Source organism: Nakamurella sp. (assembly GCF_044224575.1).
In the GTDB taxonomy this organism is placed as follows: Bacteria; Actinomycetota; Actinomycetes; order Mycobacteriales; family Nakamurellaceae; genus Nakamurella.
Genome location: NZ_JBGAKE010000025.1, coordinates 11,608 through 35,675, shown reverse-complemented (window position 1 = coordinate 35,675; position 24,068 = coordinate 11,608). Strand labels below are relative to the sequence as shown.

Sequence of the window (24,068 nt, the reverse complement as noted above, 5' to 3'; positions counted from 1 at the left end):
GTGTTCAGGCAGCCATGAACGGGGGTAGCTCGACCTTGTCGCGGAAACTCCGGCCCATCACCATGTCCCCCACCTTAGGCAATGCCATCAGCCTCATCCCCCCGTTCCGCAGGAACAGTTGCCACCGGTTCTTCGGTGCGAAGGCCAGACCCAGCCCGGTCGCCGCATCCTGCTTGGACCGGACCAACGGCGCGAGCCGGCGCTCGTATTCGGCGAACGCGGCGACGTGGTCGGTGCACCGGGACAACTCGGCGGCCAGCGTGTACGACTCCACCATCGCCAGCGCCGACCCCTGACCGGCCAGAAAAGACGGGCAGGCCGCCGCGTCGCCCACCAGCGCCACCCGCCCGCGGGTCCACGAGGGCATCCGGATCTGGCTGACCCGGTCGAAGTAGAAGGTTTCCGCCCGCGGCATCGCGTCCAGGATCGCCGGCGTTTCCCAACCGCCGCCGGCCAGCGCCCGGCGCAGCAGGTCCTGCTGAGCCTCCCGATCGTCGAAGGGGACGGCGCCCTCGTGACGCACGCTGAGCAGGAACAGCGTGACGTCATTGCGGAGACAGACCCGGAGCGCCTGGAAACCGACGTCCGCGTGCATGATCGCGATCGATTCGTCGCGGGGCCGGTACCCGGGCACCTCGAACGCGGCGATGACCATGCCCAGATACCGCTCGAACCGTTCATCCGGCCCGAACACCAGCCGCCGGACGGCCGAGTGCAGGCCGTCGGCCCCCACCACCAGATCGAAGTCCCGCGCCGGTCGGGTCTCGAAGGTGACCCGGACCCGGCTCCCCTCGTCCAAGAGCGCCCGGACGGTGTCGTCCAGGATCAGCTCGGCGGCCCCGTCGAGGGCGTCGTCAATGGCGGCCGCAAGGTCCGAGCGGCCGATGGTCACGTACCGCGTGATGTCACCCAGGATCGTTGCCGGCCGCACCGAAGCAACCCGGCGACCCGCGCCGTCGACGGACCGCGCCTGCGTGAACGTGTACCCGCGGTCGCGGAGGTCGGGCACGATGCCCATCCGCTCGGCCACGTCGAAGCCGGCCCCCCAGAAATCGACCACATAGCCACCGCGACGCAGTTGGGGCGCCCGCTCGACGATCGTCACCTGATGCCCGGCCCGCAGCAGCCAGTACGCCAGCGTCGGCCCGCCGATACCGGCTCCGACGATCAGCACATCCATTTCCGGCCTCCTTTAGACCATCGGTTAGACCATCAGTCTAACCCCGGTTCGGGCCCCGGCGACCCGGCTTCCCCCACCGGCCGACCCCACCGCCCGGCGCCGCCGGGCGGCCCGAAGGCGTAGTCGGGCAGTGGTCGGGTATCTGTCCGGGACCGACGGCGAGAGGAGACCGATGGAACAGGTGCTGCCCGTCGTCGGGCTGATTCTGGGAGTGCTGCTGGTCAACGGCGTGGCCGGTCGAACCCCGGTGCCGCCGCCGGTCCTGCTGCTGATCGCCGGGTTCGGCGTCTCGTTCATCCCGGGCGTCCCCGGCTTCGAGGTCAGTCCCGATCTGGTCCTCTACGTGCTGCTCCCCCCGCTACTGTTCGCCGCGGCGCTCGATTCGTCCGCCATCGCGATCCGGCGGTTGATCCGGCCGATCCTCCAGCTGGCCGTCGTGCTGGTGCTGTTGACGGCGTTCACCGTCGCCTTCACCGCCACCGGCGTCATGCCGAGCCTGCCCTTCGCGGTCGCGCTCGCGCTCGGCGCGATCGTCGCCCCGCCCGATGCGGTGGCCGCGGTGGCCGTCGCCCGGCGGGTCGGGCTCCCCCGCCGGCTGGTCACCCTGCTCGAGGGCGAGTCCCTGTTCAACGACGCGACCTCCCTGGTCACCCTGAAGGTCGCGATCGGCGCGTTCGGGGCCGCCTCGATCGCCTGGGCGCCCGCGTTCGGCGCGTTCGTGTGGGCCGCGACGGGTGGGGTGCTACTGGGGGCGGCCCTGGGCGTCGGGCTGTCGTTCGTGCGACGGCGGATCCTGGCCGCCGAGCTGGGTCCGCGACACAATTCCGCGCTGACGATCACTGCGTTGTCCCTGGTGTCCCCGTTCGCGGCCTACCTGCTGGGCGAATCCGTCCACGCATCCGGGATTCTCACCGTGGTGGTGACCGGACTCGTGCTGGGCCACCGTTCGCCGTCCGAGGTGCCGGCGGCGGTCCGGCTGACCGAGAACGCGACCTGGGCGGCCCTGCGCTTCCTGCTCGAGGGGTCGGTCTTCGCCCTGATCGGTTTGCAGCTGCGCGGGATCTTCGCATCGCTGGACACCAGCGAGGGGTCGGTCTTCCTGGTGATCGGCGCGGTGCTGGTCGCCGTGGTGGTCAGCCGGCCGGTGTGGATCTCGCTGATCCATGTGCTGTCCCGGCTGGGCCGGCGCGCCGGTCCGATCACCTGGTCGGGCGTCGCCGCGGTGTCCTGGGCCGGCATGCGCGGAGTCGTCTCGCTGGCCGCCGCCCAGACGTTGCCGCTGGACACCCCGTCCCGTTCGCTGCTCCTGGTCTGCACGATCGGCGTCATCATCGGCACGCTGGTGTTGCAGGGACTGACGCTGCCCTGGGTGATCCGCCGGCTGCACATCGAGCAGGACCCGCGCGGCGACGACGAGCAGGAACGGGCGCGGGCCCATGCCCGGGTCAATGCCGCCATCAACGAGAAGGTCGACGAGATGTGCCGGGCCGGTGACCTCACCGCGAACCAGGGTGAGCTCATGCGCAAGTGGGCCTCGCTCCGGGACTGGCGCAACTGGGATGACGACGACCGATCTCGGGCCTTCGGCCGGCGGTTGGGCCAGTTGTCCGACTGGCGGCGCTCACTCCTCGGCGTCGAGCGATCGGTCATCGTGGCGATGCGCAACGACGGGGAGCTGACCGAGGAGGTCCTGCGCCGGATGCAGCACGACCTGGACCTGGAAGAGGCTCTGCTCCAACGGCGTTCGGAGGCCGTGGACGGGCATCTGAACGAACTGCCGCCGGACGCGAATGCGGCGACCGCCGAGTCCGGCGGCCGGCTCGGCGGAGGGTCCGACGGCCGGGCCGCCCCGCCCGGGTTATCGGGGCAACCCGATGTGTCCGACGCCGATGTCTCGGCGCTGCTGGGCGACGAGGGACCCGGGAACCCCCCTGCCGAGCCCCCGGCATCGGTCTGACCCACCCCGGCCGGCCCGGGCCGGGGCGGGCCGGCTGAGCGGGCTCCCCTGCGACCGTCACCGTCGTCGCGTCGTCGGCCCCGGCGACCGATCGGCAAACCTGGACGCACTCAGCCCTTGGTGACCGCGACCCTGGTCGGCTCCGCGTCGACCGCCGGCCGAACCACCGGCACCCGGATTTCCAGAATGCCGTCCCGGTAGGTTGCCTTGATGTCGGCCTGGGTCGACCCGGCCGGCAACGGCAGACTGCGGGTGAGGCTGCCGTAGCGGATCTCGTGCCGGCGCATTCCCATGTCCGTGAAGTCCTGCTCGAGCTTCCGCTCGGCCGTGATGTGCAGGAGCCCTTGATCCACCGTGATCTCCACGTCCTTGTCCGGGTCGATGCCCGGCAGGTCGGCCCGGACCACCTGGACATCCCCGTCCCGGAATTCGTCCACCCGAATCATCTCGTCGGGGTGGAACGGCCAACGCAGACCGAAATTGACGGCCGGCGGGAATGCCTTGACCCATTCGTCGAACATCCGGTCCATCCAGCTCGGCCGGGTGACCTCGCCGCCGGCGTGCTCGCGGGTTTCGACTGTGCTCATGGTGACCTCCTGGCCTGGGCAGCGTTTCGGATATCGGCTCCAATCTAGGCTCGCCCCGCCCCGGACGGAAGGGCCATTGGTCCCCTATCGACGTGAGATCCGTTATCTTCCAATCATTGTCAGTTCGTCGACGCGGCTCGGGACCATCGGCCCTGGTCGTCGGAATGCGGCCGGATGAGCATGGCGTTGGCGCGCCGCCCGAACCGCGGCCGGCGGCGATGCCGGGGAACCGAACAAGGGTGGCGACAGATGATCAGAAGCCGAGCACTCGCGTGGACCGGAATGGATGACGGCGCCGCCGGGGTGACCTCATGAACGATTTCCGCACCCTCGACGTGCGGGCCGAGGTCGTCGATTGGGATCGGACGATGGACGGCCCGGCCATCGCCGCCCGGCTCGATGCCCTGCACCTTCGAGATGCCCGGCACCGGCGACTGGTGGTGAACACCCTCGACGTGCTGGCCGAGGAACTCGTCGGCCGAGGCGCAGCCGACGACGCGAATCTGAAGGCTCGGATCCAGACGATGCGCCGCGCGGCGCTGTCGGGCGGCGGACGTCCCGCAACGGGGGCTTTGGACCCTGGCGAGACATCGGGCCCATCCGGCACCGTCGGCCAACGTCAGCCGCCCGATCGGGAAGGACAGCCATGAACCCGCTGGAAGCGTCCCGCGCCGTCACCGAGGCCGGGCGTGAGGTGGCCGCCCACACCGGCGAGCCCACCAGGCACGAGCGAGCACTTCAGCAGTACCTCATCTCCGCGCAGTACCGCGGAAACGAACCGACGACGGTGCACACCACGCGGGCCGCCCCGGCCCAACCGGACGCCGAGACCGCCGCGAACACACCGGCCGATAGTGCAGCCGAGCAAGAGATCCGGGCCATGGCCGAGTGTCCCCCCGGCGCCGTCGTCGTCGGCCTCGACGACTCGGCCGGAGCCCGCCGCGCCGCGGCCTGGGCCGCGGAAGAGGCGACCCGCCGGCACGCGCCACTGGCCCTCGTCCATGCCTACCGGCTGCCGACCGCCGGCGGGTTCCCCGGGTACAACCCGGTTCCGGACGACCTCCTGGAGCAACTCCGTTCCGGCGGCGAGGCGCTGCTGGAGTCGGCAGCGACCGAATTGGCCGAGCGGCACCCGGCTCTGCCGATCACCCGGCACTTGTTTCAGGGCCGTCCCGAGGTAGCGATCCGCTCGGCCTCCGCAGACGCCCTGCTTGCGGTTGTCGGACACGCGCCCACGTCCCGGCTGGCCGGCACCCTGCTCGGCTCCGTCGCGCTGGCCGTGACCTCGACCAATCACGTGCCGGTCGCGGTGATCCGCGAGGGCCACGTCACCCCGGACGGGCCGATCGTCGTCGGTGTGGACGGTTCGCCACTGAGCGAGGCCGCCGTGGCTTTCGCGTTCGACGAGGCCGCCCTGCGCAGGGTGGAATTGATCGCCGTGCACGCCCGGAACGACGTCGCTCTCGACTCCCGGCGGCTGGATCCGCTGCTGATCGACCAGGGCACCCTCGAGGAGCAGGAACGGGCTCTGCTGTCGGAACGTCTCGCCGGATGGGCCGAGAAATACCCCGATGTCCGGGTCCGGCAGGTCCTGGCCCACCAACGACCGGTTGCCGGCCTGCTCGGGTACGCGGTCGACGCCGGCGCGGTGATCGTGGGCAGCCACGGCCGTGGCGGCCTCGCGGGGATGCTGCTCGGTTCGACCAGCCATGCACTGGCCACCCACGCCCAATGCCCGGTGATCGTCGTCCGCAACCCTGCGTTCGAGGCTCGCTGACCTTCACCACGACCCCGGCGCTCCCGAGTTGATCATGGCGAACCCTGCCCGACACACCGGGGACACGCCGATGATGCGGCAGACAACGCCATGATCAACTCCGCTGAGGGGCTCGCCCGCCGGGTGACCCGGGCCGGGGTCCGACGGTTGCCGTTCCGGGGCTATCGGCGCCCGTGGCTGGTCGGCGACGCCGTGGCCGGGCTGACCGTCACCGCCTACCTCGTCCCGCAGGTGATGGCGTACGCCGAGGTCGCCGGCCTGCCCCCGGTGACGGGCCTGTGGGCGATCATCGGCCCGCTGGCGGTGTACGCCGTGCTGGGTTCGTCCCGCCTGCTGTCCGTTGGGCCCGAGTCCACGACGGCGCTGATGACCGCCGTGGCGCTGATGCCGCTGGCGGCCGGGGATCCACTCCGGTACGCCTCGCTGGCGGCGACGCTGGCGCTGCTCACCGGGTTCATCTGCCTGCTCGGTCGACTGTTGCGCCTGGGCTTCCTGGCCGACCTGCTCTCCCGGCCCGTCCTCGTCGGGTACATGGCCGGGGTCGCCCTGATCATGATGGCCGGCCAGCTCGGGAAGATCACCGGGGTACCGGTTTCCGGTGACGGATTCGCCGCCGAGGCTGGCTCTTTCGTCAGCGGGCTCGGTCAGCTGCGCTGGCCGACGGTCGCGCTGTCGGCGGCCCTGCTCGCCGGCCTGTTCCTCCTCCACCGCTTCGCCCCGCGGGCCCCCGGCCCACTGATCATGGTCGCCCTGGCCGCCGTCGTCGTTGCTGCCTTCTCCCTTCAGGACGAGGGCATCGACGTGGTCGGCGCCGTTCCGATCGGGTTACCGGTGCCGGCGATCCCCTGGCTCTCACCGGCCGACGTTGGCCTGCTGATCGTGCCCGCCATCGGGATGGCACTCGTCGGGTACACCGACAATGTGCTCACCGCGCGAGCGTTCGCCGTGAAGCGGGGAGAGTTCATCGACGCCAACCAGGAGTTGACCGCCCTGGGGACGGCGAACATCTCATCGGCGCTGCTGCACGGCTTCCCGGTCAGCTCCAGCGGCAGCCGGACCGCGTTGGCCGACTCGGTGGGCGCCCGGACCCAGCTCTACTCGCTGGTTGCCTTCGTCCTGGTGCTCATCACCCTGGTGGCGGCTGGTCCCCTGCTGGCGGTGTTTCCCCGACCGGCTCTCGGGGCGTTGGTGATCTTTGCCGCCCTGCAGCTGATCGACATCGACGAGATGCAGAGAATCGCCCGATTCCGGCGCAGCGAATTGGCATTGACCGTGGTGACCACCATGGCCGTACTCGGGCTCGGCGTCATTGCCGGGATCGCAGTGGCCGTGGGGCTGTCGGTGATGGACCTGCTGCGCCGGGTGGCCCGCCCGCACGACGGCATACTCGGCTATGTCTCGGGCATGGCCGGGATGCACGATGTCGACGACTTCCCTTCCGCGCAGCGCATTCCCGGCCTCGTCGTGTATCGGTACGACGCCCCGTTGTGCTTCGCGAACGCCGAAGACTTCCGGCGCCGGGCGTTGGCCGCGGCCACCGGCCCACCGCCGGGGCGGGATCTGGCGACCCGGGTTCCGGTCGAGTGGTTCGTCCTCAACGCCGAAGCGAACGTCGACATCGACATCACCGCGGCTGATGCGCTGGAACAGGTCCGGGCCGAGTTGGCCCGGCGAGACGTCGTCTTCGCCATGGCCCGGGTGAAACAGGACCTGCTCGCGGATCTGCAGGCCGCGGGCTTCGTCGACAATGTCGGCGCCGACCGGATCTTCCCGACCCTCCCGACGGCCGTCGCGGCCTACCTGGAGGCGTACCGCCGGGCGCACGGCGAGCTGCCGCAGGGTGTTCGCCAGTCCCCACTGCCGAACGACCCGCTGGCGGACGATACCTCGTGAATCTTGGTGCCGAACTCTCTGCCCGGAAAGGACCTTCGACCCGAGATCGGCGGATCAGTGCAGGGCAATCATGAGGAATGTCGCAATTCACCCATTCCCGGATTCTACTCGCGCTCGCCACCGCAGCGGCGTCGGTCCTGCTCGTCGGTTGCAGTCAGGCCGGCACCCCATCCGCGGCCTCCACCTCCGGCACCGTCCCGGCCGCATCCTCGGCGTCCTCCCCGGTGGCACCGTCGTCCACCACCGGGGTTCGCACCCCGTCCTCGACGACCGCCGGCACCACCGGCACCCCGGCGACCACCGTCATACCGCCGACCACACCGCCGACCTTCGCGCCCTCCGGCGCACCGGACACCACCGGAACCGACCTGGCCGGTGAGGTCTACGGACGGATCGTCGACGTCGACCCCGCCGGCTCGACGATCACGCTGGACAAGTACGACTGGTTCACCGGACCGGCCGCCGAACAGGCCTGCGCCGAGGACGGAGTGACCGAGCACGACAACGGCTGGTGCACGCAGTACTACTTCCGGAACCGGAATCCGATGCTCCGGGTACTGCCGGTCAGCTCCGACGCCGGCATCAGCACACTGACCGACGGCAGCCCGGCCGAGGCCCCCGGCGACCTGGGCACCGTCCAGCAGCGGCTGTCGAGCGGGGATTCCACCGGGGTGTTTCGCATCGTCGTCACCGACGGTCAGGTGACCTCGATGAACGAGCTGTACTTCCCGTGAGGTCCGTGGATGGCTGGGGATGGCTGCCGGTGACCGGCGATGACGGTCGGCCGGGGCGCCCGGCGCGGTCAGAACACCGGCGCGGCCCACTGCATCGTGGTGCCGCCCGCCGGTGACCGGGCGATCGTCAACGTTCCGCCGGCCGCATCCGCGCGCCGTTGCAGGCCGGGCAGGCTGCCGTCGGCGGCCAGTCCCGACGGGCCGTCGTGGCTGATCTCGACGACCAGAATCGCGGCTTCGACCGACGCCGCGACCTGCAGGTCCGTCGTCCCGGGGTGCCGGATCGCGTCACTCAGACCGACCCGGACGACCGCCATGACGTCTTCGGCGAGCCCGGCCGACAGCCGGTCCAGCTCGGCGGACAGCCGCACCGTCGTCGTCGGCGACAGATCGGCGACGAGCTCGGAGATCAGGTCCAGCAGCATGGCGCGCAGCGAGGGAGGTCGCGCCGGCACCGTCCGCAGATCGACGATGGCGGAACGGATCTGCTCGATCACCGCGTGCAGCTGGTCGATGTGGCCGCTCAGCCGGGTCGCCAGCGGGCCATCATGCTCCCGCTTCTGGGTGCTCTGCATGCCGAGTCCGATGGCGAACAGCCGTTGGATGACCTGGTCGTGCAGGTCCTGGGCGATCCGGTTCCGGTCCCGCAGGAGCTCGACTTCGCGTCGGGCCAGTCGGATGTCCGCCCGCTCGAGGGCCAGCGCCGCCTGGTCGGCGAAGGTCGCGACCAGGCCGAGTTCCTGATCGCCGAACTCGGGAGCGCCCGGTCGGCGAACGGTGATCAGGACTCCCCCGCTGGTCCCGCCTGATCCCAAGGGCAGCACCAGGGCGGGTCCGAAGGTTCCACCGACGTCGTCGGCCAGGCGTTGAACCCGCCGCGGAACCTGGTCCCGAAGCACCTCACCCACCGTGGATCCGGCGATCGCGATGCGCCGTCCGGCCGCGTCGACCGATTCGATGCCCACACTGATCGCGATCGTCATCTCGGTCGGCACCGACGAACCGGGGGTCGGCTCGGCCGGCAGGGCGATCAGGGTGTGGTCGGCCCCGGTCAGCTCCCGCGCTCGCCCGGCTATCAATTCCAGTGCGGCGACGGCGTCGGTCCCACCCAGCAGCTCGGCGGTGACCTCGCCGATCGCCTCCAGCCATGACTGCCGATCGCGCGCCTGCGCGTAAAGCCGGGCGTTGTGGATGGCAATGCCCGCCGCCGCCGCGAGCGACTGCAGGACCACCTCGTCGTCGACGGTGAATTCCCCACCGTCGTGCTTGCCGGACAGGTACAGCCGACCCAGGGTCTCCCCGCGCGCCCGAACCGGAACGGCCAGCAGCGTTCGCATGGCCGGGTGGTGCGGCGGGAACCCGACCGATGCCGGATGACGGGTCAGATCGGCCAGGCGGATCGACCGATCCTGTTCGATCGGCACCCCGAGTAGGCCTCGCCCGGTGGGTGGCGATCCGATCAGCCCCGCCGTCGACTCGTCGACGCCGACCTGCAGGAAGGTGACGGTCCGCCCGTCCTGGTCAACCACTCCGAGCGCCCCGTACGCCGCCTGTCCGAGATCCGTTGCGGCCTGGACGATCTGCTGCAGAGTGGCCTCCTCGTCCAGTCCGGCCGAGACCGCGAGGACCGCGTCCAACAACGCATCGATCCGTTCCCCGGCACCCGCCAGGATGTCGAGCACGGGATCCAGGGTCTGCGCCGGCAACGCCCGCACGAGGCTGTCGGTGAACGACCGAGCGACCGCGGTCGGCCGCCGGCCAGTCGCACCGTGACCGGCCCGCGGGAGGTTTCGCCCGGCACCCCGGGATCCGTCCCGCGGTGTCCGGGCCGACCCGGCTCCTCGGGGACCATCAGCAGTGGCGCCGCCCGCCGCCTCCACGAGCCGCCTCCGATCGTCACCTGATTGCCCGTCGCCGTCGGTTCCCGCGTCGGCTGGGCATCAGTCAATAGCTCGGCCGCCGACGCTTCACTGGCCATTCGTGGGGTTTCGACAGGTCGAAAGTCCCTTGCCGGACGGCCGCGCCGGGGACCTTCTGCCCTACTGGCGGCGGCGGGCCCGCCGGACACTGGATGTCACAGAGGCTGCTGACGGCAGGAGGTACCGAAGATGGTCGTCGAGGGTGTGTCGATCACGGTCGGCGTCGACGGATCGGTCGAATCGCTCACGGCGGCCCACTGGGCGGCGAAAGAGGCCGAGATCCGCCGCCTTCCGCTGCATGTGGTGTTGGCGATGAACGAGCCGGTCGCGGGTCATTCGGACTACGTGTTCCCGCCCGCGGTCCTCGCAGCGGCCCGGTCGGTCAACCGCGCCCGGCTCGACCGCGCGGCGTCGTTCCTCCGCGACCTCCATCCAGATCTCGACGTGCACACCGACCTGGAGTCGGCCGATCCCCGGCGGGCGCTGGTCGCCGGGTCGAAGGACACCGCCCTGACGGTCGTCGGCTGCCGGGGGCGCGGGCGACTTGCCGAGGTGCTGATCGGATCGGTGGCCCTGCACGTCGCGGCCCACGCCCACTCCCCGGTCGCCGTCGTGCCGCCGGCCACCGATCTGTCCGTGGACGGGCGGGATCGACCGGTTCTGCTCGGTGTTGACGGTGGGTCGTCCGGATCTGCCGCGATCGGTTACGGGTTCGAGGAGGCCGCCGTCCGGGCCACTCGGTTACAGGCCGTGCTGGTCCTGGACGACACCGAGCCGTGGCTGGCCGACGAGGGCCGGGCACCTCGCCGGCCCACCCTGGATCGGGCGCTCGCCCTGCTGTCGGAGCAGTTGGCTCCCTGGGAGGGGAAGTATCCGAGCGTTCCCGTCGACCAGATCGTGCGGCGGGGACGTCCGGCGCCGGCTCTGCTCGAATGCCTCGCCCACGGTCCCGTCCGGGACCGGCCCGGGTTGTTCGTGGTCGGCTCGCGCGGCCGGGGCGGGCTCGCCGGGCTGCTGCTCGGTTCGACCAGCCAGCAATTGATCGCCCGAGGGACGGTCCCGGTCATTGTGGTGCGACCCGAGGGCGGGGACTGACCCCGTGACGGTTGCCCTCGGGGGCGACCCGAGAGCGCGGCGGCACCGCGACGGTGGGGACCTTGGCCCCTGTCCGCACCGGCCGCACGGGACTGGAATGGCCATCGGGGGCCCTGATGCCGATCGTCGGCAGGCAGGTGATCTCGAATCGAAGGAGGCCCGACATGCGAGCACAGGTCGGCGACTGGCTGGTCGTGCACAGCCACACCGAGGGACGACATGATCGGCGGGCGGAGATCGTCGGCACCGGGCCGGACGGTGTCCCTCCCTACACCGTGCGGTGGACCGACGAGGACCGCGAGGCGCTGGTCTTTCCCGGACCCGACGCGCAGGTGGTGACCGCCGCGGAGCACGCGGCGCACGCCCGGAGCGAGGCCGCGCTGATCGACCGGGTCCAGGCCGGCATCGGCGCCCACCCATCACCGGCTGAACGCTGAGATCTATTTCCCCATCACGGGTGTCGCCCGTCGCTGGTCGAGCGAATCGGTCGTGGCGACCCGCAATCGAAAGGATTCACGATGTCCGGTACCAGTGAGTTCATTGTCGTCGGTGTGGACGACTCCGACGCCGCGACCCAGGCGGCCCGGTGGGCCGCCGACGAGGCCTCGCGGCGACACTGCGAGCTACGGCTGGTCCATGGGTTCACCCTGCCGGCCGTTGCCGGCTATCCGGAATTCTCCGCGGATTCCGATGACCTGCCGGAGGTGATGCGACGCGATGGCGAGGCGATGCTCGATCAGGTCGCGACCGACCTGAGACGCCGCCATCCGGGGTTGACGGTGACCACCCGGCTCGTCTACGAACGGACGTCGGTGGTCCTGCGCTCGGAGTCGGCGGGGGCGGTGCTGACCGTGGTCGGATCAGGTGGCGAGAGCCGGCTGTCCGGCGCCCTGCTCGGTTCGGTGACGCTGGCCGCGGCCTCGACCGGACCGGCGCCGGTGGCGATCGTCCATATCGGCGATCGCGAGCGCACGAGCGGACCGGTGGTGGTCGGCATCGATGGCACCGCGACGAGCGACGACGCGGTCGGATTCGCGTTCCATGAGGCCTCGATCCGCCGGGCCGAGCTGCTCGCCGTGCACGTCTGGAACGACCTGGTGGTGCCGGGATCGCACCGGTTGCAGAATCCGTTGCTGGATCCCGAACGGATCCGACAGCAGGAGCGAGAGGTGCTGGCCGAGCGTATCGCGGGCTGGGCCGACAAATACCCGGACGTCGCGGTTCGTCAGATCCTGGTGGAAGGCCGGGCCGTGCCAAGCCTTCTGGAGTACGCCCAACAGGCCCAGCTCCTGGTCGTCGGCAGCCATGGGCGAGGTGGCTTCGCCGGCATGCTGCTCGGCTCGACGAGTCATGCGCTGATCGTCCACAGCGCTGTTCCCGTCGTGGTCGTCCGGTCGGATGCGGCCCACTGATTCCAGCGCCGGACCGTGAGCGCCGGGCCCGTCCAGCCGTACGCAGCAGTCCGGGAGACCCACAGCGGGGTGGTCTTCCTGGTCGGTGATCGGGCGGTCAAGCTCAAGAAGCCGGTCGACCTCGGATTTCTCGACTTCCGGGACCCGGCCGTGCGCCGGGCCTGCTGCCGGCGGGAGGTCGACCTCAACCGGCGGCTCGCCCCGGACGTGTACCTGGGTGTGGGCGAGTTCGTCGGCCCGGACCCGGCCCACACCGAATCACTGGTCGTGATGCGCCGGATGCCGGACTCCCGCCGGCTGAGCACGCTGGTGCGCGAGGGGGTACCGGTCACCGACGATGTGGCCCGGATCGCCCGTATGGTGGCCGCGTTCCACGCCGCGGCGGCGCGCTCGCCGGCTGTCTCGGACCAGGGCACCCGGGCGGCCATCGAAGGCCGGTGGGCGGCCAGCCTGGCGCAGGTGGACCCGCTGGCCGCCGGCACCCTGGGTCGCCGACGATTCGCCGAGATCTCCGAGCTCGTCGGTGAATTCGTGACCGGCCGGGACCCGCTGTTCGCCCGCCGCATCGCCACCGGGCGCATCGTCGATGGTCACGGCGACCTGATCGCGGACGACATCTTCTGCCTGGCCGACGGTCCGCGGATCCTGGACTGCCTGGACTTCGACGACCGGCTTCGCTTCGTCGATGGGCTCGACGACATCTGCTTTCTGGCCATGGATCTGGAACGACTAGGGGCGCCGGAACTGGGTCGCCTGCTGCTGCGTCACTACACCGACCTCGCCGGAGATCCGGCACCGGCGTCGCTGCGCCATCATTTCATCGCCTACCGCGCCTTCGTCCGGTGCAAGGTCAGCTGCCTGCGGTACGAGCAAGGGGACCCGATCGGAGCCGGCGAGTCCGTCGAGTACGCCGACCTCTCGATCCGGCACCTGCGGGCCGGGGTGGTACGGATGATCCTGGTCGGCGGGCTACCTGGATCGGGCAAGTCCACCCTGGCCGGGCTCATCGCGGACCGGCTCGGTGCGGTCGTGCAGGCCACCGACCGGCTGCGCAAAGAACGGGACGGGGTCCCGCCCGGGTCGACGGCGGCCGCTCCGTACCGGTCCGGACTGTACGACCCGGCCCACACCGATCGCACGTACACCGAGTTGCTCCTTCGGGCCGAGCAGCTGCTGGGCGAGGGCGAGTCGGTCGTCCTCGACGCTTCATGGACCGATCGACGCTGGCGCGACCGCGCCAACCGGCTCGCCGAACGCGTCAGCGCGCGAATGAGCCAGATCGAGTGCTGGGCACCACCCGCCGTCCGCCGGGACCGACTGGAGCGTCGCCCCGCCGGCCTGTCCGACGCCGACCCATCGATTGCCGACCGGATGGCGCGCGATGCCGACCCGTGGCCGACGGCAACCCGATTGACGACCACCGAGCCGGCCGTACGCACGCTCGACGAGATGCTCCGTCGCATCGGGATCGAGCCGGCGGATGGCGGCAACCGGTCCGGTGCGGTCGGCGGCCGGGCCGGCCCGTGAGAGGAACCGCCGATCGGCCTGATTCCGGGACCAAAGTCCCTTTCGTCGGTTCACCGTCGTCGGGTTGAGTGATGACTGGCACTTGCGGGACCGGTGACGCCCCGAATCGGGTCGGGCGGCCACCCGTCGATCGGGCTCAAGTGGGTGGTCGCTCAGAAAGAAGGACCCGTTGGCGATGCTCCGGAAGTTCCACCTTTCGATGGTGCCGGTCCACGGAACGCGACGACCGGATCGTGTCGATTCGACGATCGACATCCGTGATCACCGGACGGCTCGGGGTGAGCACACGATGCCCCGGTGGCCCCGGTTCCGGCAGCCGTGGTCCGCCGGGGACGCCGGGCAGCCGGCGGACGGCAGCCGCCGTCGGCCCGGGATTCGGTTGGGGCAGGTGAGATGAGGACCCGGTCCGGGCCGCCGGCGCGCGAGCGGAGCCTGTCGGAGACCTGGGACCGAGCCAGGTTGGACCCGGCGCCGGCCACCCGGTCCGACGCGGAAGAGACGTTGTTCCGGTACTACCTTCCGCTGGCGACTGACCTTGCCCACCGGTACGCGAGCACGCACGGCAATCTGAGCCGGGCGATGCACGCGGCGGAGGTGGGGTTGGCCCGGGCCATTCTCGACTGGCAACACCGCGACTGCACCCGATTCGAATCCTTTGCCCGGCTGTCGATCGACCGAAGCCTGCGTGGCCCCGCTGCCGCTGCTCGTGCACGGTCACCCCGCACCGCGACCGGCCCCGCCCGATGACGGCAGCAGGGAAATCGATGCCCCGACAATTCCTCTCGGCGCCTGCGGGTCCGGCCGCGGCGACCCCTCGCTGGCGGGACCGGGACGTCGCCCGGAGCCTGTGGACCACGATCGACGAACTGACCGCGGAGTTCGGTGGCCGGTACTCCGAGGCGCGGATCATCGGGGTGGCGATCGGAGCACTGCGGGATCTCCGCGGATCGACCGGGGTCGAGGCGCTGCCCGAGCTGATCAGCCGGCTGGTTCGGGTCCGCCTGCTCGATGGGGTCCCTAGCGGCGATCGCGGCGCGGCGTAGCTCACGCAGCGGCCCGCTTCCGGTCGACGCGCCGGACCTGGCCGTCCGGCAAATCGGTCAATTCACCCCTTGCCGCTCGCGTGGTCGGGTGCTTCCATGGAGGTGCCCACCACAGAAACTGGCACCGTTCACGGCGACCCTACGAAAGTCCGGAAGACCACGTCGCCGAGCTTGCCCGGCCGTATCCGGGCGGAGCGAAGCGCCGGGCACCGCACAGCGAGGTGATCATGCCGTTCGACCCGCCGGACCCTGTACAGGAGGAACCGGGGGTGAGCCCACCCCCGTCGACGGATCGCGACCTGACCTTCGCCGACCAGCCTCGGCTCGAACTCGACCAGCTGCTTGCCCAGTTGGTCGACCGCGCGCGGGAAGTCATGGGCACCCAGGACCGGTTACGCGGGCTGCTTCGCGCCAATCAGTCGATCATCGGCGATCGCGGCATGCGCGACGTGCTGGCGCAGATCGTCTCGGCGGCTCGAGAACTGGTAGGCGCCCGGTATGCAGCGCTTGGCGTGCTGGACCGGCACGGCGGCCTCGCCGAGTTCGTGCACGAGGGCATGCCCCCCGAAGCGGTCGGTGCCATCGGCGATCTCCCCAGGGGCAAGGGCCTGCTCGGCGCCCTGATCGACGACCCGCAACCGGTGCGACTGGACGACCTGAGCCGGCATCCGCGCTCGTCCGGGTTCCCGGCCCACCATCCGCCGATGGGCAGCTTCCTGGGTGTGCCGATCCGCATCCGGGACGAAGTCTTCGGCAACCTGTACCTCACCGAGAGCAACCGGGGTGGCTTCACCGGCGACGACCAGGAGCTCGTCATCGCGCTCGCCGCAACTGCTGCGATGGTGATCGACAACGCGCGATTCTACGAGGCCGGTGTGCGCAAGAGCGCCTGGCTGGCGGCCACCGCCGAAGTCACCCGCCGCATGCTGGATCTGGCCGGCGAATCGGCTCCGCTGCAGCTGATCGCCGAGCATGCGTTGCGGCTTGCGGACGCCGACCTGGTCGCCGTGCTGCTTCCCGAGGACGCGCACCGCGCGACGCTGCGGATCGAGACCGCCGTCGCCCGCCCCGACGACCTCGCCACCGCCGACCGGCTCATCGGGACCGTGAGCCCGATGGGGACGACCCTGTCCTCGATGGTCTTCAACACGGGCCGGAGCGTCCGGCTGGACGACGCGAAGGTCCACCCCGGCCTTCCACCGTCGATGCTGACCGACGTCATGGATGCCGGGCCGATCCTGATCACGCCGTTGCGGGATGCGGACCGGACCCGCGGCGTATTGGCCATTGCCCGCCGAGCCGGCCGGGTTCCCTTCGAGCCCGAGGATCTCGAACTGGCCGGCGGCTTCTCGAACCAGGCCTCCCTCGCCCTCGAGCTGGCCGAGGCCCGGACGGAACGGGAACGCGCCACCATCCTGGACGAACGCGACCGGATCGCCGCCGATCTGCACGACCACATCATCCAGCGGCTTTTCGGGGCGGGCCTGGCGCTGCACGGCGTGGCCGCCCGCCTGACCGGCGACCCGATGCGGGACCGAGTGGTCCGGGTGATCGACGACCTGGACGACACGATCGCCCAGATCCGCACCTCGATCTTTGCCATGCGGCACGCCGGCACCGAGACCCCGGACGGCCTCCGGTCCCGGGTGCTGGCCGCCGTCACCGAGGCCGCGGCCACGCTCGGCCACACCCCGGCCCTCCGCTTCTCCGGGCCGATCGACGCCCTGACCGGGTCCGACCTCGAATCATCACTGTCCGACGACCTCATCGCGGTTCTCCGCGAGAGCTTGAGCAACGTCGCCCGGCACGCACGGGCCCGGCGGGTGGAGGTGGACCTGAGCATCGGCGAACGCCGCCCCCTCGTCGAAGGGACCGAGCAGGCACCCACCTCGAGCTGGCTGACTCTGCAGGTCAACGACGACGGCGTCGGGATGGGGGACACCACCCGGCGCAGTGGCCTGGCCAATCTTGAGCGGCGCGCGCGGCGGCACAACGGCACGATGAGCATCGAGGGCATCCGGCCGAGCGGCACTCGACTGCGGTGGTCGGTGCCGGTCGACGGCTGACGCCGGCCGACCCGGCGTCCCGGATGCATCCCCGGCCCGGGACGGGGTCCGCCCGCCGGCTACTGCACATCGGAATCGGGGCCCGGAACCGACGCAGCGATCTGGGAGTCGATCGAGGCCACGCCGGGCACGGATCGAAGCGCCGAAGCCGCAGCCGCCGTCGGCAGCGAACCGATGATGCACCCGGCCGCCGAGAGAACCCGGTCCACCGTCATCCCGTGCGCCGCGAGTTCGCGCGCGACGGTGGCGATTGATCGCAGGTGGGCGTCGTCCACGGTGACGGTGACATCGGTCATGCATCAACGGTAGGCCGTCCCGGCGGTTGTTCGGCCGGGCCGAAAGTCCCCAGTTGAGAAGCCATGTCGCGACCGATCCGGGACCCGTCCGCCCATCGGGTGGGACCAAGTTCCCTACCGCCGCCGGCCGGGCCGATGCATCGTAGAGAGGTGAGCGAATCGGGTATCCGGCTTCCGGACGCCTCCCGGCTCGACGTCGCACTCGACCGACTCGTGACGTCCGGGCGGTTGACGGCCGATCAGGCCACCGCGGTCCGGGGCGAGTTCGCCTCCACTGCGGATGTATTGGGGTCACCCCCGGCGGCGGAACGGCTGCGGACCGGGTCCGCACTGCCGGCCCCCACCTGGCGGGTGATCCTGCCCGAGGTCGGCGGGTACGTCGGCGCCGCCTTTGTCGCGGCCGCAGCCGCCGTTCTGGTCGGTCCCCATTGGGAGACCCTGTCCCGGGCGGCGCAGGTGTTGCTGTTCGCCGTTCCGGCGGCTCTGCTGATCGGTGCCGGCGTCCTGATCGCCCGGAACGCGCCCGGTGGCTGGAACCCGCACGCCGGCTCGGTGGCCGCCGGGCGCCGCCGGGTGGTGGCGGTCCTGCTCACCGTCGGCGCCGGACTCGGCGCGGCCGCCACCGGTGTGGCCGTCGGCGAGGACGCCACGGACCGGGCCATCTTCACCGCCGCCGCCGTACTCCTGATCGGTGCCTACCTTTTCTGCCGGAGCGCGCTGATCCAGCTCGCCGCCCTGGTGGCCGTCGCGCTAGGGACCCTCTCCTGGACGGCCTGGTGGGCGCAGGAACGTTGGGGCATGTCGAACCCCTCGGTGGCCATTGGTCTGGCCCTCGGTGTGGTCGCCGCCGGGTGGGCGGCCGCGACCATGGCCGGCTGGTTCGACGAGCGGCGGCTCGGCACGATGGGGGCCTACACCGTCGGTTTCGTGGCGGCGGAGATCCTTGCCGTCGGCAGTGAATCCGGCCTGGTGGCTACCGCCGGGTACCTGGCACTGACGGGCCTGGCCGTCAGCGGGTTCGTCGGCTACGTGCGCACCAGGTTCGTCGGCCACCTGATCGTGGGCGTCGTCGCCCTGGCCACAGTGGTCCCCCAGGCCGTCCTGGACTACACCGGCGGGGCGTTCGGCGCCGGCGGCGCGCTGCTGCTCGTCGGCTTGTCGATCGTCGGCGCCAGCCTGATCGGCTTTCGCGTGCGCCGGCGCTGACCGGTTCGGCCCAGCGGACCCGCGGGGTCACGACGCGAGGCCGGCGGCCGTGGGCCGGGATCATCCGGCGCGGCCCGGTCCGGACGGATCCTCGCTCATGACCGCGAGCACCGCGTCGCGCAGCGCAACCGCCGGATTCCGCCCGTCGACCTCCTCGACGTTGCAGAGCGCCACGAGGGTGAGATCGCCTTCGGGCCAATGGTTGACGATCGCGCTGACGCCGGGATCACCGCCGCCATGGCCCCACCGTTCGTCCGGATAGACGTACAGGCCATAACCGTACGACCAGCCGTCCTCGATCGCGGCCTGCCGCTGCGTGGCCGACGTGGTGAGCTCGCCGAGCAGAGTGCCGTCCGCCAGCGCGCGGCAGAAACGCACCAGGTCGGCCGCGGTGCACACGCATCCGCCGTCACTTCCGCCGATCACCGGAACGCTGTGCACGTTGGTCCGTCCGGACGGCCGGTAGTGGGTCGCCGAGTCCGCCCGGGGCTCGTCCGAGCGGTCGAAGGCGCTGGCGGTCATCCCGGCCCGGCGCAGCACCCGCTGCTCGATCACGGTGGCACAGGGTTGGCCGGTCAGTTGTTCGAGCAGCTCACCGAGCAGGACGTAGCCGGCGTTGGAGTAGCGCCAGATCTGGCCCGGCGGGCAGTAGGCCGGCAGCTCGCCGTACAACGTGAGGAAGTCGGCGGGGCGTTCGACGCGGGCCGGTGGGAGGGCGCGCCACAGCGCACCGTAGTCGGCGCAGTAGGCGGGCAGCGACTCGTCCTCCTCGCAGTAGTCGGCGATGCCGGACGTGTGGCAGAGCAGATGATGGACGGTGACATCCGTCGACAGGTGGCGGGGCCGGCGATCGGACGGGACCACGTCGACGACCGGGGTGTGCACGGTCACCCGCCCCCGCGCCACCTGGTCGAGTACCGCAGCCGCGGTGAACATCTTGGTCACCGACGCGGTCTGGAATCGCGTGCGGGGCGTGATCGGAACGCCGTTGGCCCGATCGGCAAGTCCGAGGCAGTGCTGCACGACGGGAGTCCCGGCCTCGGCCAGCAGCACGGTGCCCGAAACGCCGCTCGCCGCGAGATCGTCGAGCCGGCCGATCAGGTGGGTTCGGGCGGAGTCGCCGAGCTGTCGTCCGGACATGCCGCGAGCATGCCCGGATTCGGCCGACCGGGGCAACGCGATTTCCCGGCAGCGCCGGCGCCGCGTGGCGCGATGCCACCGGCGGGGGTGGCGATCGAGGGGCGGTCGCCCGGGTCGCCGCCGGCCACCGGTCGCCGCGGACGCGCGTCGCCGGGGTTAATGACCGATAACCGACAGGGTAGGCTCGGCCCGTGCCCGGTTCACCGAGGAGCGGTCCGCCGACGTCCCGCCGCGAGCAGATCATCGAGGCGGCCGCCGGCCTGTTCGCCGAACGCGGCTTCCACGGGGTCTCGGTCTACGACATCGGTGCGGAGCTGGGGATTTCCGGGCCTGCCCTGTACAAGCACTTCGCGAACAAGGAGGCACTGCTCGGCCAGATCCTGGTCGGCATCAGCGAGCACCTCCTCGCCGAGGGTCGCCGTCGCGCGGACGCCGCCGCGGCGGACGGACCGGCAGCGGTGCTCGAGTCCCTGGTGGACGGGCACGTCGAGTTCGCGTTGACGCGCCCGTCGTTCATCACGGTCCAGTTCCGCGACCTGGCCAGCCTGTCGGAGGCCGATCGGCACACGGTGCGGCGACTGCAACGCAACTACGTCGAGCTGTGGGTCGGCGTGATCCGGCCGGTGGTCGGCGCGGACGAGACGCGCGCCCGCGCCGCGGCGCACGCGGCCTTCGGCCTGATCAACTCGACCCCGCACAGCGCCCGGCTGGGCACCGCTCGGATGGCGAACCTGTTGCGGGCCATGGCCCTGGGCGCCCTGCACGCCGCCGCACCCCAGCCCACCCAGCCCGTCCAGCCCACCCGCAGTTGATCATGGCGTTCTCTGCCGCCCCACCGGCGTGTCGTCGGGGTGTCGAGCAGAGATTGCCATGATCAACGCGGGGGACGGGGACGGTCAGGGGGTGGGGCGGGTCAGGGGAATCAGGGGGCGAAGCGATAGCCCATTCCGGGTTCGGTGAGCAGGTGGCGGGGGCGGGCCGGGTCGTCCTCGAGCTTGCGGCGCAGGTGGGCCATGTACTGGCGCAGGTAGTGGGTCTGGGTTTCGTACCCGGGGCCCCACACCCGCTGCAACAGGCTGGTCTGGGTGATGAGCTTGCCGGGGTGGGCGCAGAGGATCTCCAGCAGCTGCCACTCGGTGCGGGTCAGATGCGGTGCGTCGCCGTCAGCGGCCACGATCGTCCGATCGCCGAGGTCGACCCGGTGCCGGCCGATCGTGACCGTCGGCGTCTCCGCCGGGCCGACGCGGCGGGTGACCGCCCGGATCCGGGCCAGCAGCTCGTCGAGGCTGAACGGCTTGGTGACGTAGTCGTCGGCCCCCGCGTCCAGCGCGTGCACCTTGTCCGAGCTGCCGGCCCGGCCGGACAGCACGATGATCGGGACCGGCGTCCAGCCGCGGAGCGCCCGGATGACGTCGACCCCGTCCAGGTCCGGCAGGCCCAGGTCGAGCACGACCAGATCGGGCGGCCGGGCCGCGGCGGTGCGCAGCGCGCTTTCGCCGTCGTCGGCGGTGTCGACGTCGTAGTGCCGGGCGGCCAGGTTGATTCGCAGCGCGCGCAGCAACTGCGGCTCGTCGTCCACCACCAGCACGCGGGCCGCTCGATCGGTGGCCGGCCGGCCGGCCGGATCGTCCCCCGTCGGCGTGCCCATCACCGGCTCCCCTGGTGTGGCCGCGACCACTCGTCGACCTGGTCGATCAGCACCGCGTCGGCCCGGTCGTCGTCCGGCACCGGGCCGTGCTCCCCGTCCACGACGGGCAGCGCCACCGTCATGGTGAGCCCACCGCCCGGCGTGCTCTCCGGGGTGAGGGTGCCGTTCATGGCTTCGGTCAGCCCGCGCGACAGGGCCAGCCCCAACCCGAGCCCGGTGGTGTTGTCGGTGTCCCCCAACCGTTGGAATGGCAGGAAGATCCGCTCGTGGTCGTCCACCGGGACACCGGGACCGTGGTCGACCACCCGCACCTCGACCCGATCGTCGTGCTCGCTGACGGTGACCGTGGGCGGCCGGTCGGGCGGGCTGTACCGGACGGCGTTGGCAATCAGATTGGCCAGCACGCGTTCCAGCAACGCGGCGTCGGCCCAGGCATCGGGCAGATCGTCCGCCTCCGGCACGACCACCGGACGGCCGAGTTCACCGAGTTCGTCCAGGGCCCGCGGGATCAGCTCGGCCACACTGATCGGCTGCCGGTGGATGGCCATCCCGCCGGCCTGCAGCCGGCTCATGTCCAGCAGGTTCTCCACCAGCCGGGTCAGCCGATCCAACGATTCCTCGGCGGTGGCCAGCAGTTCCGCGCGGTCCGCGGGCGAGAACGTCACGTCCGGGCTGCGCAGGCTGGTCACCGACGCCTTGGCCGCGGCCAGCGGGGTGCGAAAGTCGTGGCTGACGGCGGTGAGCAGCGCGGTGCGTAACCGGTCCAGCTCGGTCAGTTGGCTCAGCTCGGCGGCCTGCGCGGCCAGTCGTTCCTGGCGGAGCGCGACGGCCGCCTCGGCGGCGAACGCCGCCAGCACCCGCCGATCGCCGGCGGCCAGGACCGGCCCGCGCAGGACCAGGGTCAGGTGGTCGTCGATGGGCACGTCGGCGGCGCCGTCCGCGGGTACCGCGCAGGGCGGCCCGCCGACGCAACCCACCACTCGCCAGGCCTGGGGTTCGTGCCGCAGGCCCGGGCCGGCGGCCGTATCGGGGACCCGTTCCAGCAAGGTGACGCTGTCCTGGCCGAACGTCTCGCGCACCCGCTCCAGCAGGGCCGGCAACGGTCGCGCACCGCGCAGGACGCTGCCGGCCAGGGTGGACAGGGTGGCGGCTTCCGCCTGCGCGCGGGTCGCCTGGGTCGTGCGTCGCGCCGCGAGGTCGACCACCAGGCTCACCGCCACCGCCACCAGCACGAACGCGAGCAGGGCGAGCAGGTTCTCGCCCTGGGCGATGGTGAACTGGTGGATCGGCGCGACGAAGAAGTAGTTCAGCAGCAGGAAGCCGAGCACCGCCGCGAGCACGGCGGGCAGCAGGCCACCGACCAGGGCGACCGCGACCACCCCCAGCAGCAGCGTGAGGATGTCGCTGGGCAGGCTCAACTGCCCGCGGAGCAGGGTCAACAGGAGCGTCAGCGCGGGCATACCGACGACCGCCACCACGAAGCCGGCGGTCTGCCGGCGCCGGGTCAGCGCCCCGCGGCCGGTGAACCGGACCCGGTGCCGACGGGCCGGAGCCTGCTCGTGGGTGACCAGGTGCACGTCGATCGCGCCCGACCCGGCGGTGGTCGTCACACCGACCCCCCGGGTGAACAGCTGGGCGATCCGGCCGCGCCGGCTGGCCCCCAGCACCAGTTGGGTTGCGTTCACTCCGCGGGCGAAATCCAGCAAAGCAGAGGGAATGTCACTGCCGATCACCTGGTGGAAGGTTCCGCCGAGACTCTCCACCAGGGTGCGCTGCCGGCCCAGGTGCACCGGGCCGGGCCCGGTGAGCCCGTCGGCCCGGGCGATGTGCACGGCGACCAGGTCGGTGCCCTTGGTGCGGTCGGCGATCCGGGCCGCCCGCCGGATCAGCGTGTCGCCCTCGGGGCCACCGGACAATGCGACCACGACCCGCTCGCGGGCCTCCCAGGTGTCGGTGATGTGGTGGTCGGCGCGGTACCGGTCGAGCTGGTCGTCCACCTTGTCGGCCAGCCAGAGCAGGCCGAGCTCGCGCAGGGCCGTCAGGTTGCCGACCCGGAAGTAGTTGCTCAGGGCCGCGTCGACCTTGGTCGGGGCGTAGATGTTGCCGTGCGCCATCCGCCGCCGCAGCGCCTCGGGAGTCATGTCGACCAGTTCGATCTGGTCGGCCCGGCGGACGATCTCGTCCGGCACGGTCTCCCGTTGCGGCACGCCGGTGATCTCGGCGACCACGTCGTTGAGCGACTCCAGGTGCTGGATGTTCACCGTGGTAATCACGGTGATCCCGGCGTCCAGCAGTTCCTGGACGTCCTGCCACCGTTTGGCGTGGCGGCTGCCGGGCACGTTGGTGTGCGCCAGTTCGTCGACCAGCGCCACCTGCGGGCGGCGGGCCAGCACGCCGTCCAGGTCCATCTCGGCGAACTCGGCGTCCCGGTACCGCACCACCTTCCGGGGCACCTGCGCCAACCCGTCCAGCAGGGCCTCGGTCAACGGCCGGCCGTGGCTCTCGACCAGTGCCACCACCACGTCGGTGCCCCGCTCCAGCCGCCGGTGCGCCTCTTCGAGCATCTTGTAGGTCTTGCCCACCCCGGG

General features: G+C 71.3%; 20 protein-coding genes. 13 read left to right on the top strand and 7 right to left on the bottom strand.

The window, feature by feature from the left end; translation table 11 throughout:
• Positions 1 to 4 precede the first annotated feature (4 nt).
• Entirely contained in the window at positions 5 to 1,180 is a 1,176-nt protein-coding gene (locus ACILSK_RS21475; protein WP_395729225.1) for an FAD-binding domain, read from the bottom strand.
• Positions 1,181 to 1,352: 172 nt separating this feature from the next.
• Between ACILSK_RS21475 and ACILSK_RS21470 the strand changes: the two genes are divergently transcribed.
• Positions 1,353 to 3,137, top strand: a complete 1,785-nt coding sequence (locus ACILSK_RS21470) for a Na+/H+ antiporter (RefSeq protein ID WP_395729224.1) — start codon at positions 1,353 to 1,355, stop codon at positions 3,135 to 3,137.
• Between the two features lie 110 nt (positions 3,138 to 3,247).
• On the opposite strand, the gene ACILSK_RS21465 is transcribed toward ACILSK_RS21470, so the two are convergent.
• Positions 3,248 to 3,724, bottom strand: coding sequence for an Hsp20/alpha crystallin family protein (locus tag ACILSK_RS21465; RefSeq protein ID WP_395729223.1), 477 nt, complete (start codon positions 3,722 to 3,724; stop codon positions 3,248 to 3,250).
• Positions 3,725 to 4,035: 311 nt separating this feature from the next.
• Here ACILSK_RS21465 and ACILSK_RS21460 point away from each other — a divergent pair, with 311 nt between their 5' ends.
• The 4 genes from ACILSK_RS21460 (at position 4,036) to ACILSK_RS21445 (ending at position 8,128) form a co-directional block, all read left to right on the top strand.
• The gene (locus ACILSK_RS21460) at positions 4,036 to 4,374 is read left to right on the top strand and encodes a hypothetical protein (RefSeq protein WP_395729222.1); all 339 of its coding nucleotides are present in this window, start codon (positions 4,036 to 4,038) and stop codon (positions 4,372 to 4,374) included.
• On the top strand, positions 4,371 to 5,501 hold the full coding sequence (locus ACILSK_RS21455; RefSeq protein ID WP_395729221.1) for a universal stress protein: 1,131 nt from the start codon (positions 4,371 to 4,373) through the stop codon (positions 5,499 to 5,501). The genes ACILSK_RS21460 and ACILSK_RS21455 overlap by 4 nt, the downstream gene beginning before the upstream one ends.
• A gap of 90 nt (positions 5,502 to 5,591) precedes the next feature.
• Positions 5,592 to 7,394 carry a SulP family inorganic anion transporter gene (locus tag ACILSK_RS21450; protein ID WP_395729220.1) on the top strand — a complete coding sequence of 601 codons (1,803 nt, stop codon included), beginning with the start codon at positions 5,592 to 5,594 and terminating at the stop codon, positions 7,392 to 7,394.
• A 77-nt stretch (positions 7,395 to 7,471) separates the two neighbouring features.
• On the top strand, positions 7,472 to 8,128 hold the full coding sequence (locus tag ACILSK_RS21445) for a hypothetical protein (RefSeq protein ID WP_395729219.1): 657 nt from the start codon (positions 7,472 to 7,474) through the stop codon (positions 8,126 to 8,128).
• Positions 8,129 to 8,196: 68 nt separating this feature from the next.
• On the opposite strand, the gene ACILSK_RS21440 is transcribed toward ACILSK_RS21445, so the two are convergent.
• Positions 8,197 to 9,843 (bottom strand): GAF domain-containing sensor histidine kinase, encoded by a 1,647-nt coding sequence (locus tag ACILSK_RS21440; protein WP_395729218.1) that lies wholly within the window; start codon positions 9,841 to 9,843, stop codon positions 8,197 to 8,199.
• Between the two features lie 393 nt (positions 9,844 to 10,236).
• Between ACILSK_RS21440 and ACILSK_RS21435 the strand changes: the two genes are divergently transcribed.
• The 6 genes from ACILSK_RS21435 to ACILSK_RS21410 all read left to right on the top strand — a co-directional run bounded on the left by ACILSK_RS21435 (position 10,237) and on the right by ACILSK_RS21410 (position 17,190).
• On the top strand, positions 10,237 to 11,142 hold the full coding sequence (locus tag ACILSK_RS21435; RefSeq protein WP_395729217.1) for a universal stress protein: 906 nt from the start codon (positions 10,237 to 10,239) through the stop codon (positions 11,140 to 11,142).
• A gap of 164 nt (positions 11,143 to 11,306) precedes the next feature.
• Complete coding sequence (locus ACILSK_RS21430) at positions 11,307 to 11,579, top strand: DUF1918 domain-containing protein (protein WP_395729216.1); 273 nt, start codon at positions 11,307 to 11,309, stop codon at positions 11,577 to 11,579.
• Between the two features lie 81 nt (positions 11,580 to 11,660).
• On the top strand, positions 11,661 to 12,554 hold the full coding sequence (locus tag ACILSK_RS21425) for a universal stress protein (protein WP_395729215.1): 894 nt from the start codon (positions 11,661 to 11,663) through the stop codon (positions 12,552 to 12,554).
• A 15-nt stretch (positions 12,555 to 12,569) separates the two neighbouring features.
• Entirely contained in the window at positions 12,570 to 14,081 is a 1,512-nt protein-coding gene (locus ACILSK_RS21420; protein WP_395729214.1) for an AAA family ATPase, read from the top strand.
• Between the two features lie 764 nt (positions 14,082 to 14,845).
• The gene (locus tag ACILSK_RS21415) at positions 14,846 to 15,124 is read left to right on the top strand and encodes a hypothetical protein (protein ID WP_395729213.1); all 279 of its coding nucleotides are present in this window, start codon (positions 14,846 to 14,848) and stop codon (positions 15,122 to 15,124) included.
• Between the two features lie 269 nt (positions 15,125 to 15,393).
• Complete coding sequence (locus tag ACILSK_RS21410; protein WP_395729212.1) at positions 15,394 to 17,190, top strand: GAF domain-containing protein; 1,797 nt, start codon at positions 15,394 to 15,396, stop codon at positions 17,188 to 17,190.
• 59 nt (positions 17,191 to 17,249) lie between these two features.
• Here the strand turns inward: ACILSK_RS21410 and ACILSK_RS21405 are convergent, their stop codons facing one another.
• Positions 17,250 to 17,486 (bottom strand): hypothetical protein, encoded by a 237-nt coding sequence (locus tag ACILSK_RS21405; RefSeq protein ID WP_395729211.1) that lies wholly within the window; start codon positions 17,484 to 17,486, stop codon positions 17,250 to 17,252.
• A gap of 150 nt (positions 17,487 to 17,636) precedes the next feature.
• Here ACILSK_RS21405 and ACILSK_RS21400 point away from each other — a divergent pair, with 150 nt between their 5' ends.
• Complete coding sequence (locus ACILSK_RS21400; protein ID WP_395729210.1) at positions 17,637 to 18,692, top strand: hypothetical protein; 1,056 nt, start codon at positions 17,637 to 17,639, stop codon at positions 18,690 to 18,692.
• Positions 18,693 to 18,752: 60 nt separating this feature from the next.
• Here ACILSK_RS21400 and ACILSK_RS21395 read toward each other — a convergent pair whose 3' ends face one another.
• Entirely contained in the window at positions 18,753 to 19,832 is a 1,080-nt protein-coding gene (locus ACILSK_RS21395) for a serine hydrolase domain-containing protein (protein ID WP_395729209.1), read from the bottom strand.
• A gap of 191 nt (positions 19,833 to 20,023) precedes the next feature.
• Here ACILSK_RS21395 and ACILSK_RS21390 point away from each other — a divergent pair, with 191 nt between their 5' ends.
• Entirely contained in the window at positions 20,024 to 20,644 is a 621-nt protein-coding gene (locus tag ACILSK_RS21390; protein WP_395729208.1) for a TetR/AcrR family transcriptional regulator, read from the top strand.
• Between the two features lie 110 nt (positions 20,645 to 20,754).
• On the opposite strand, the gene ACILSK_RS21385 is transcribed toward ACILSK_RS21390, so the two are convergent.
• Positions 20,755 to 21,480: a response regulator gene (locus ACILSK_RS21385; protein WP_395729207.1), complete on the bottom strand. Its 726-nt coding sequence runs from the start codon at positions 21,478 to 21,480 to the stop codon at positions 20,755 to 20,757.
• The gene (locus tag ACILSK_RS21380) at positions 21,480 to 24,044 is read right to left on the bottom strand and encodes an ATP-binding protein (protein WP_395729278.1); all 2,565 of its coding nucleotides are present in this window, start codon (positions 24,042 to 24,044) and stop codon (positions 21,480 to 21,482) included. Before ACILSK_RS21380 ends, ACILSK_RS21385 begins: the two co-directional genes overlap by 1 nt.
• Between the last annotated feature and the right edge of the window lie 24 nt (positions 24,045 to 24,068).

Excerpts from the sequence above, each read along its gene's own strand:
- ACILSK_RS21425 (WP_395729215.1), top strand. The coding sequence starts at position 11,661 with ATGTCCGGTACCAGTGAGTTCATTGTCGTCGGTGTGGACGACTCCGAC.
- ACILSK_RS21430 (WP_395729216.1), top strand. The coding sequence starts at position 11,307 with ATGCGAGCACAGGTCGGCGACTGGCTGGTCGTGCACAGCCACACCGAG.
- ACILSK_RS21380 (WP_395729278.1), bottom strand. The coding sequence starts at position 24,044 with ATGCTCGAAGAGGCGCACCGGCGGCTGGAGCGGGGCACCGACGTGGTG.
- ACILSK_RS21385 (WP_395729207.1), bottom strand. The coding sequence starts at position 21,480 with ATGGGCACGCCGACGGGGGACGATCCGGCCGGCCGGCCGGCCACCGAT.
- ACILSK_RS21450 (WP_395729220.1), top strand. The coding sequence starts at position 5,592 with ATGATCAACTCCGCTGAGGGGCTCGCCCGCCGGGTGACCCGGGCCGGG.
- ACILSK_RS21395 (WP_395729209.1), bottom strand. The coding sequence starts at position 19,832 with ATGTCCGGACGACAGCTCGGCGACTCCGCCCGAACCCACCTGATCGGC.
- ACILSK_RS21455 (WP_395729221.1), top strand. The coding sequence starts at position 4,371 with ATGAACCCGCTGGAAGCGTCCCGCGCCGTCACCGAGGCCGGGCGTGAG.
- ACILSK_RS21405 (WP_395729211.1), bottom strand. The coding sequence starts at position 17,486 with ATGACCGATGTCACCGTCACCGTGGACGACGCCCACCTGCGATCAATC.
- ACILSK_RS21465 (WP_395729223.1), bottom strand. The coding sequence starts at position 3,724 with ATGAGCACAGTCGAAACCCGCGAGCACGCCGGCGGCGAGGTCACCCGG.
- ACILSK_RS21415 (WP_395729213.1), top strand. The coding sequence starts at position 14,846 with ATGCCCCGACAATTCCTCTCGGCGCCTGCGGGTCCGGCCGCGGCGACC.
- ACILSK_RS21445 (WP_395729219.1), top strand. The coding sequence starts at position 7,472 with ATGTCGCAATTCACCCATTCCCGGATTCTACTCGCGCTCGCCACCGCA.
- ACILSK_RS21470 (WP_395729224.1), top strand. The coding sequence starts at position 1,353 with ATGGAACAGGTGCTGCCCGTCGTCGGGCTGATTCTGGGAGTGCTGCTG.
- ACILSK_RS21475 (WP_395729225.1), bottom strand. The coding sequence starts at position 1,180 with ATGGATGTGCTGATCGTCGGAGCCGGTATCGGCGGGCCGACGCTGGCG.
- ACILSK_RS21435 (WP_395729217.1), top strand. The coding sequence starts at position 10,237 with ATGGTCGTCGAGGGTGTGTCGATCACGGTCGGCGTCGACGGATCGGTC.
- ACILSK_RS21460 (WP_395729222.1), top strand. The coding sequence starts at position 4,036 with ATGAACGATTTCCGCACCCTCGACGTGCGGGCCGAGGTCGTCGATTGG.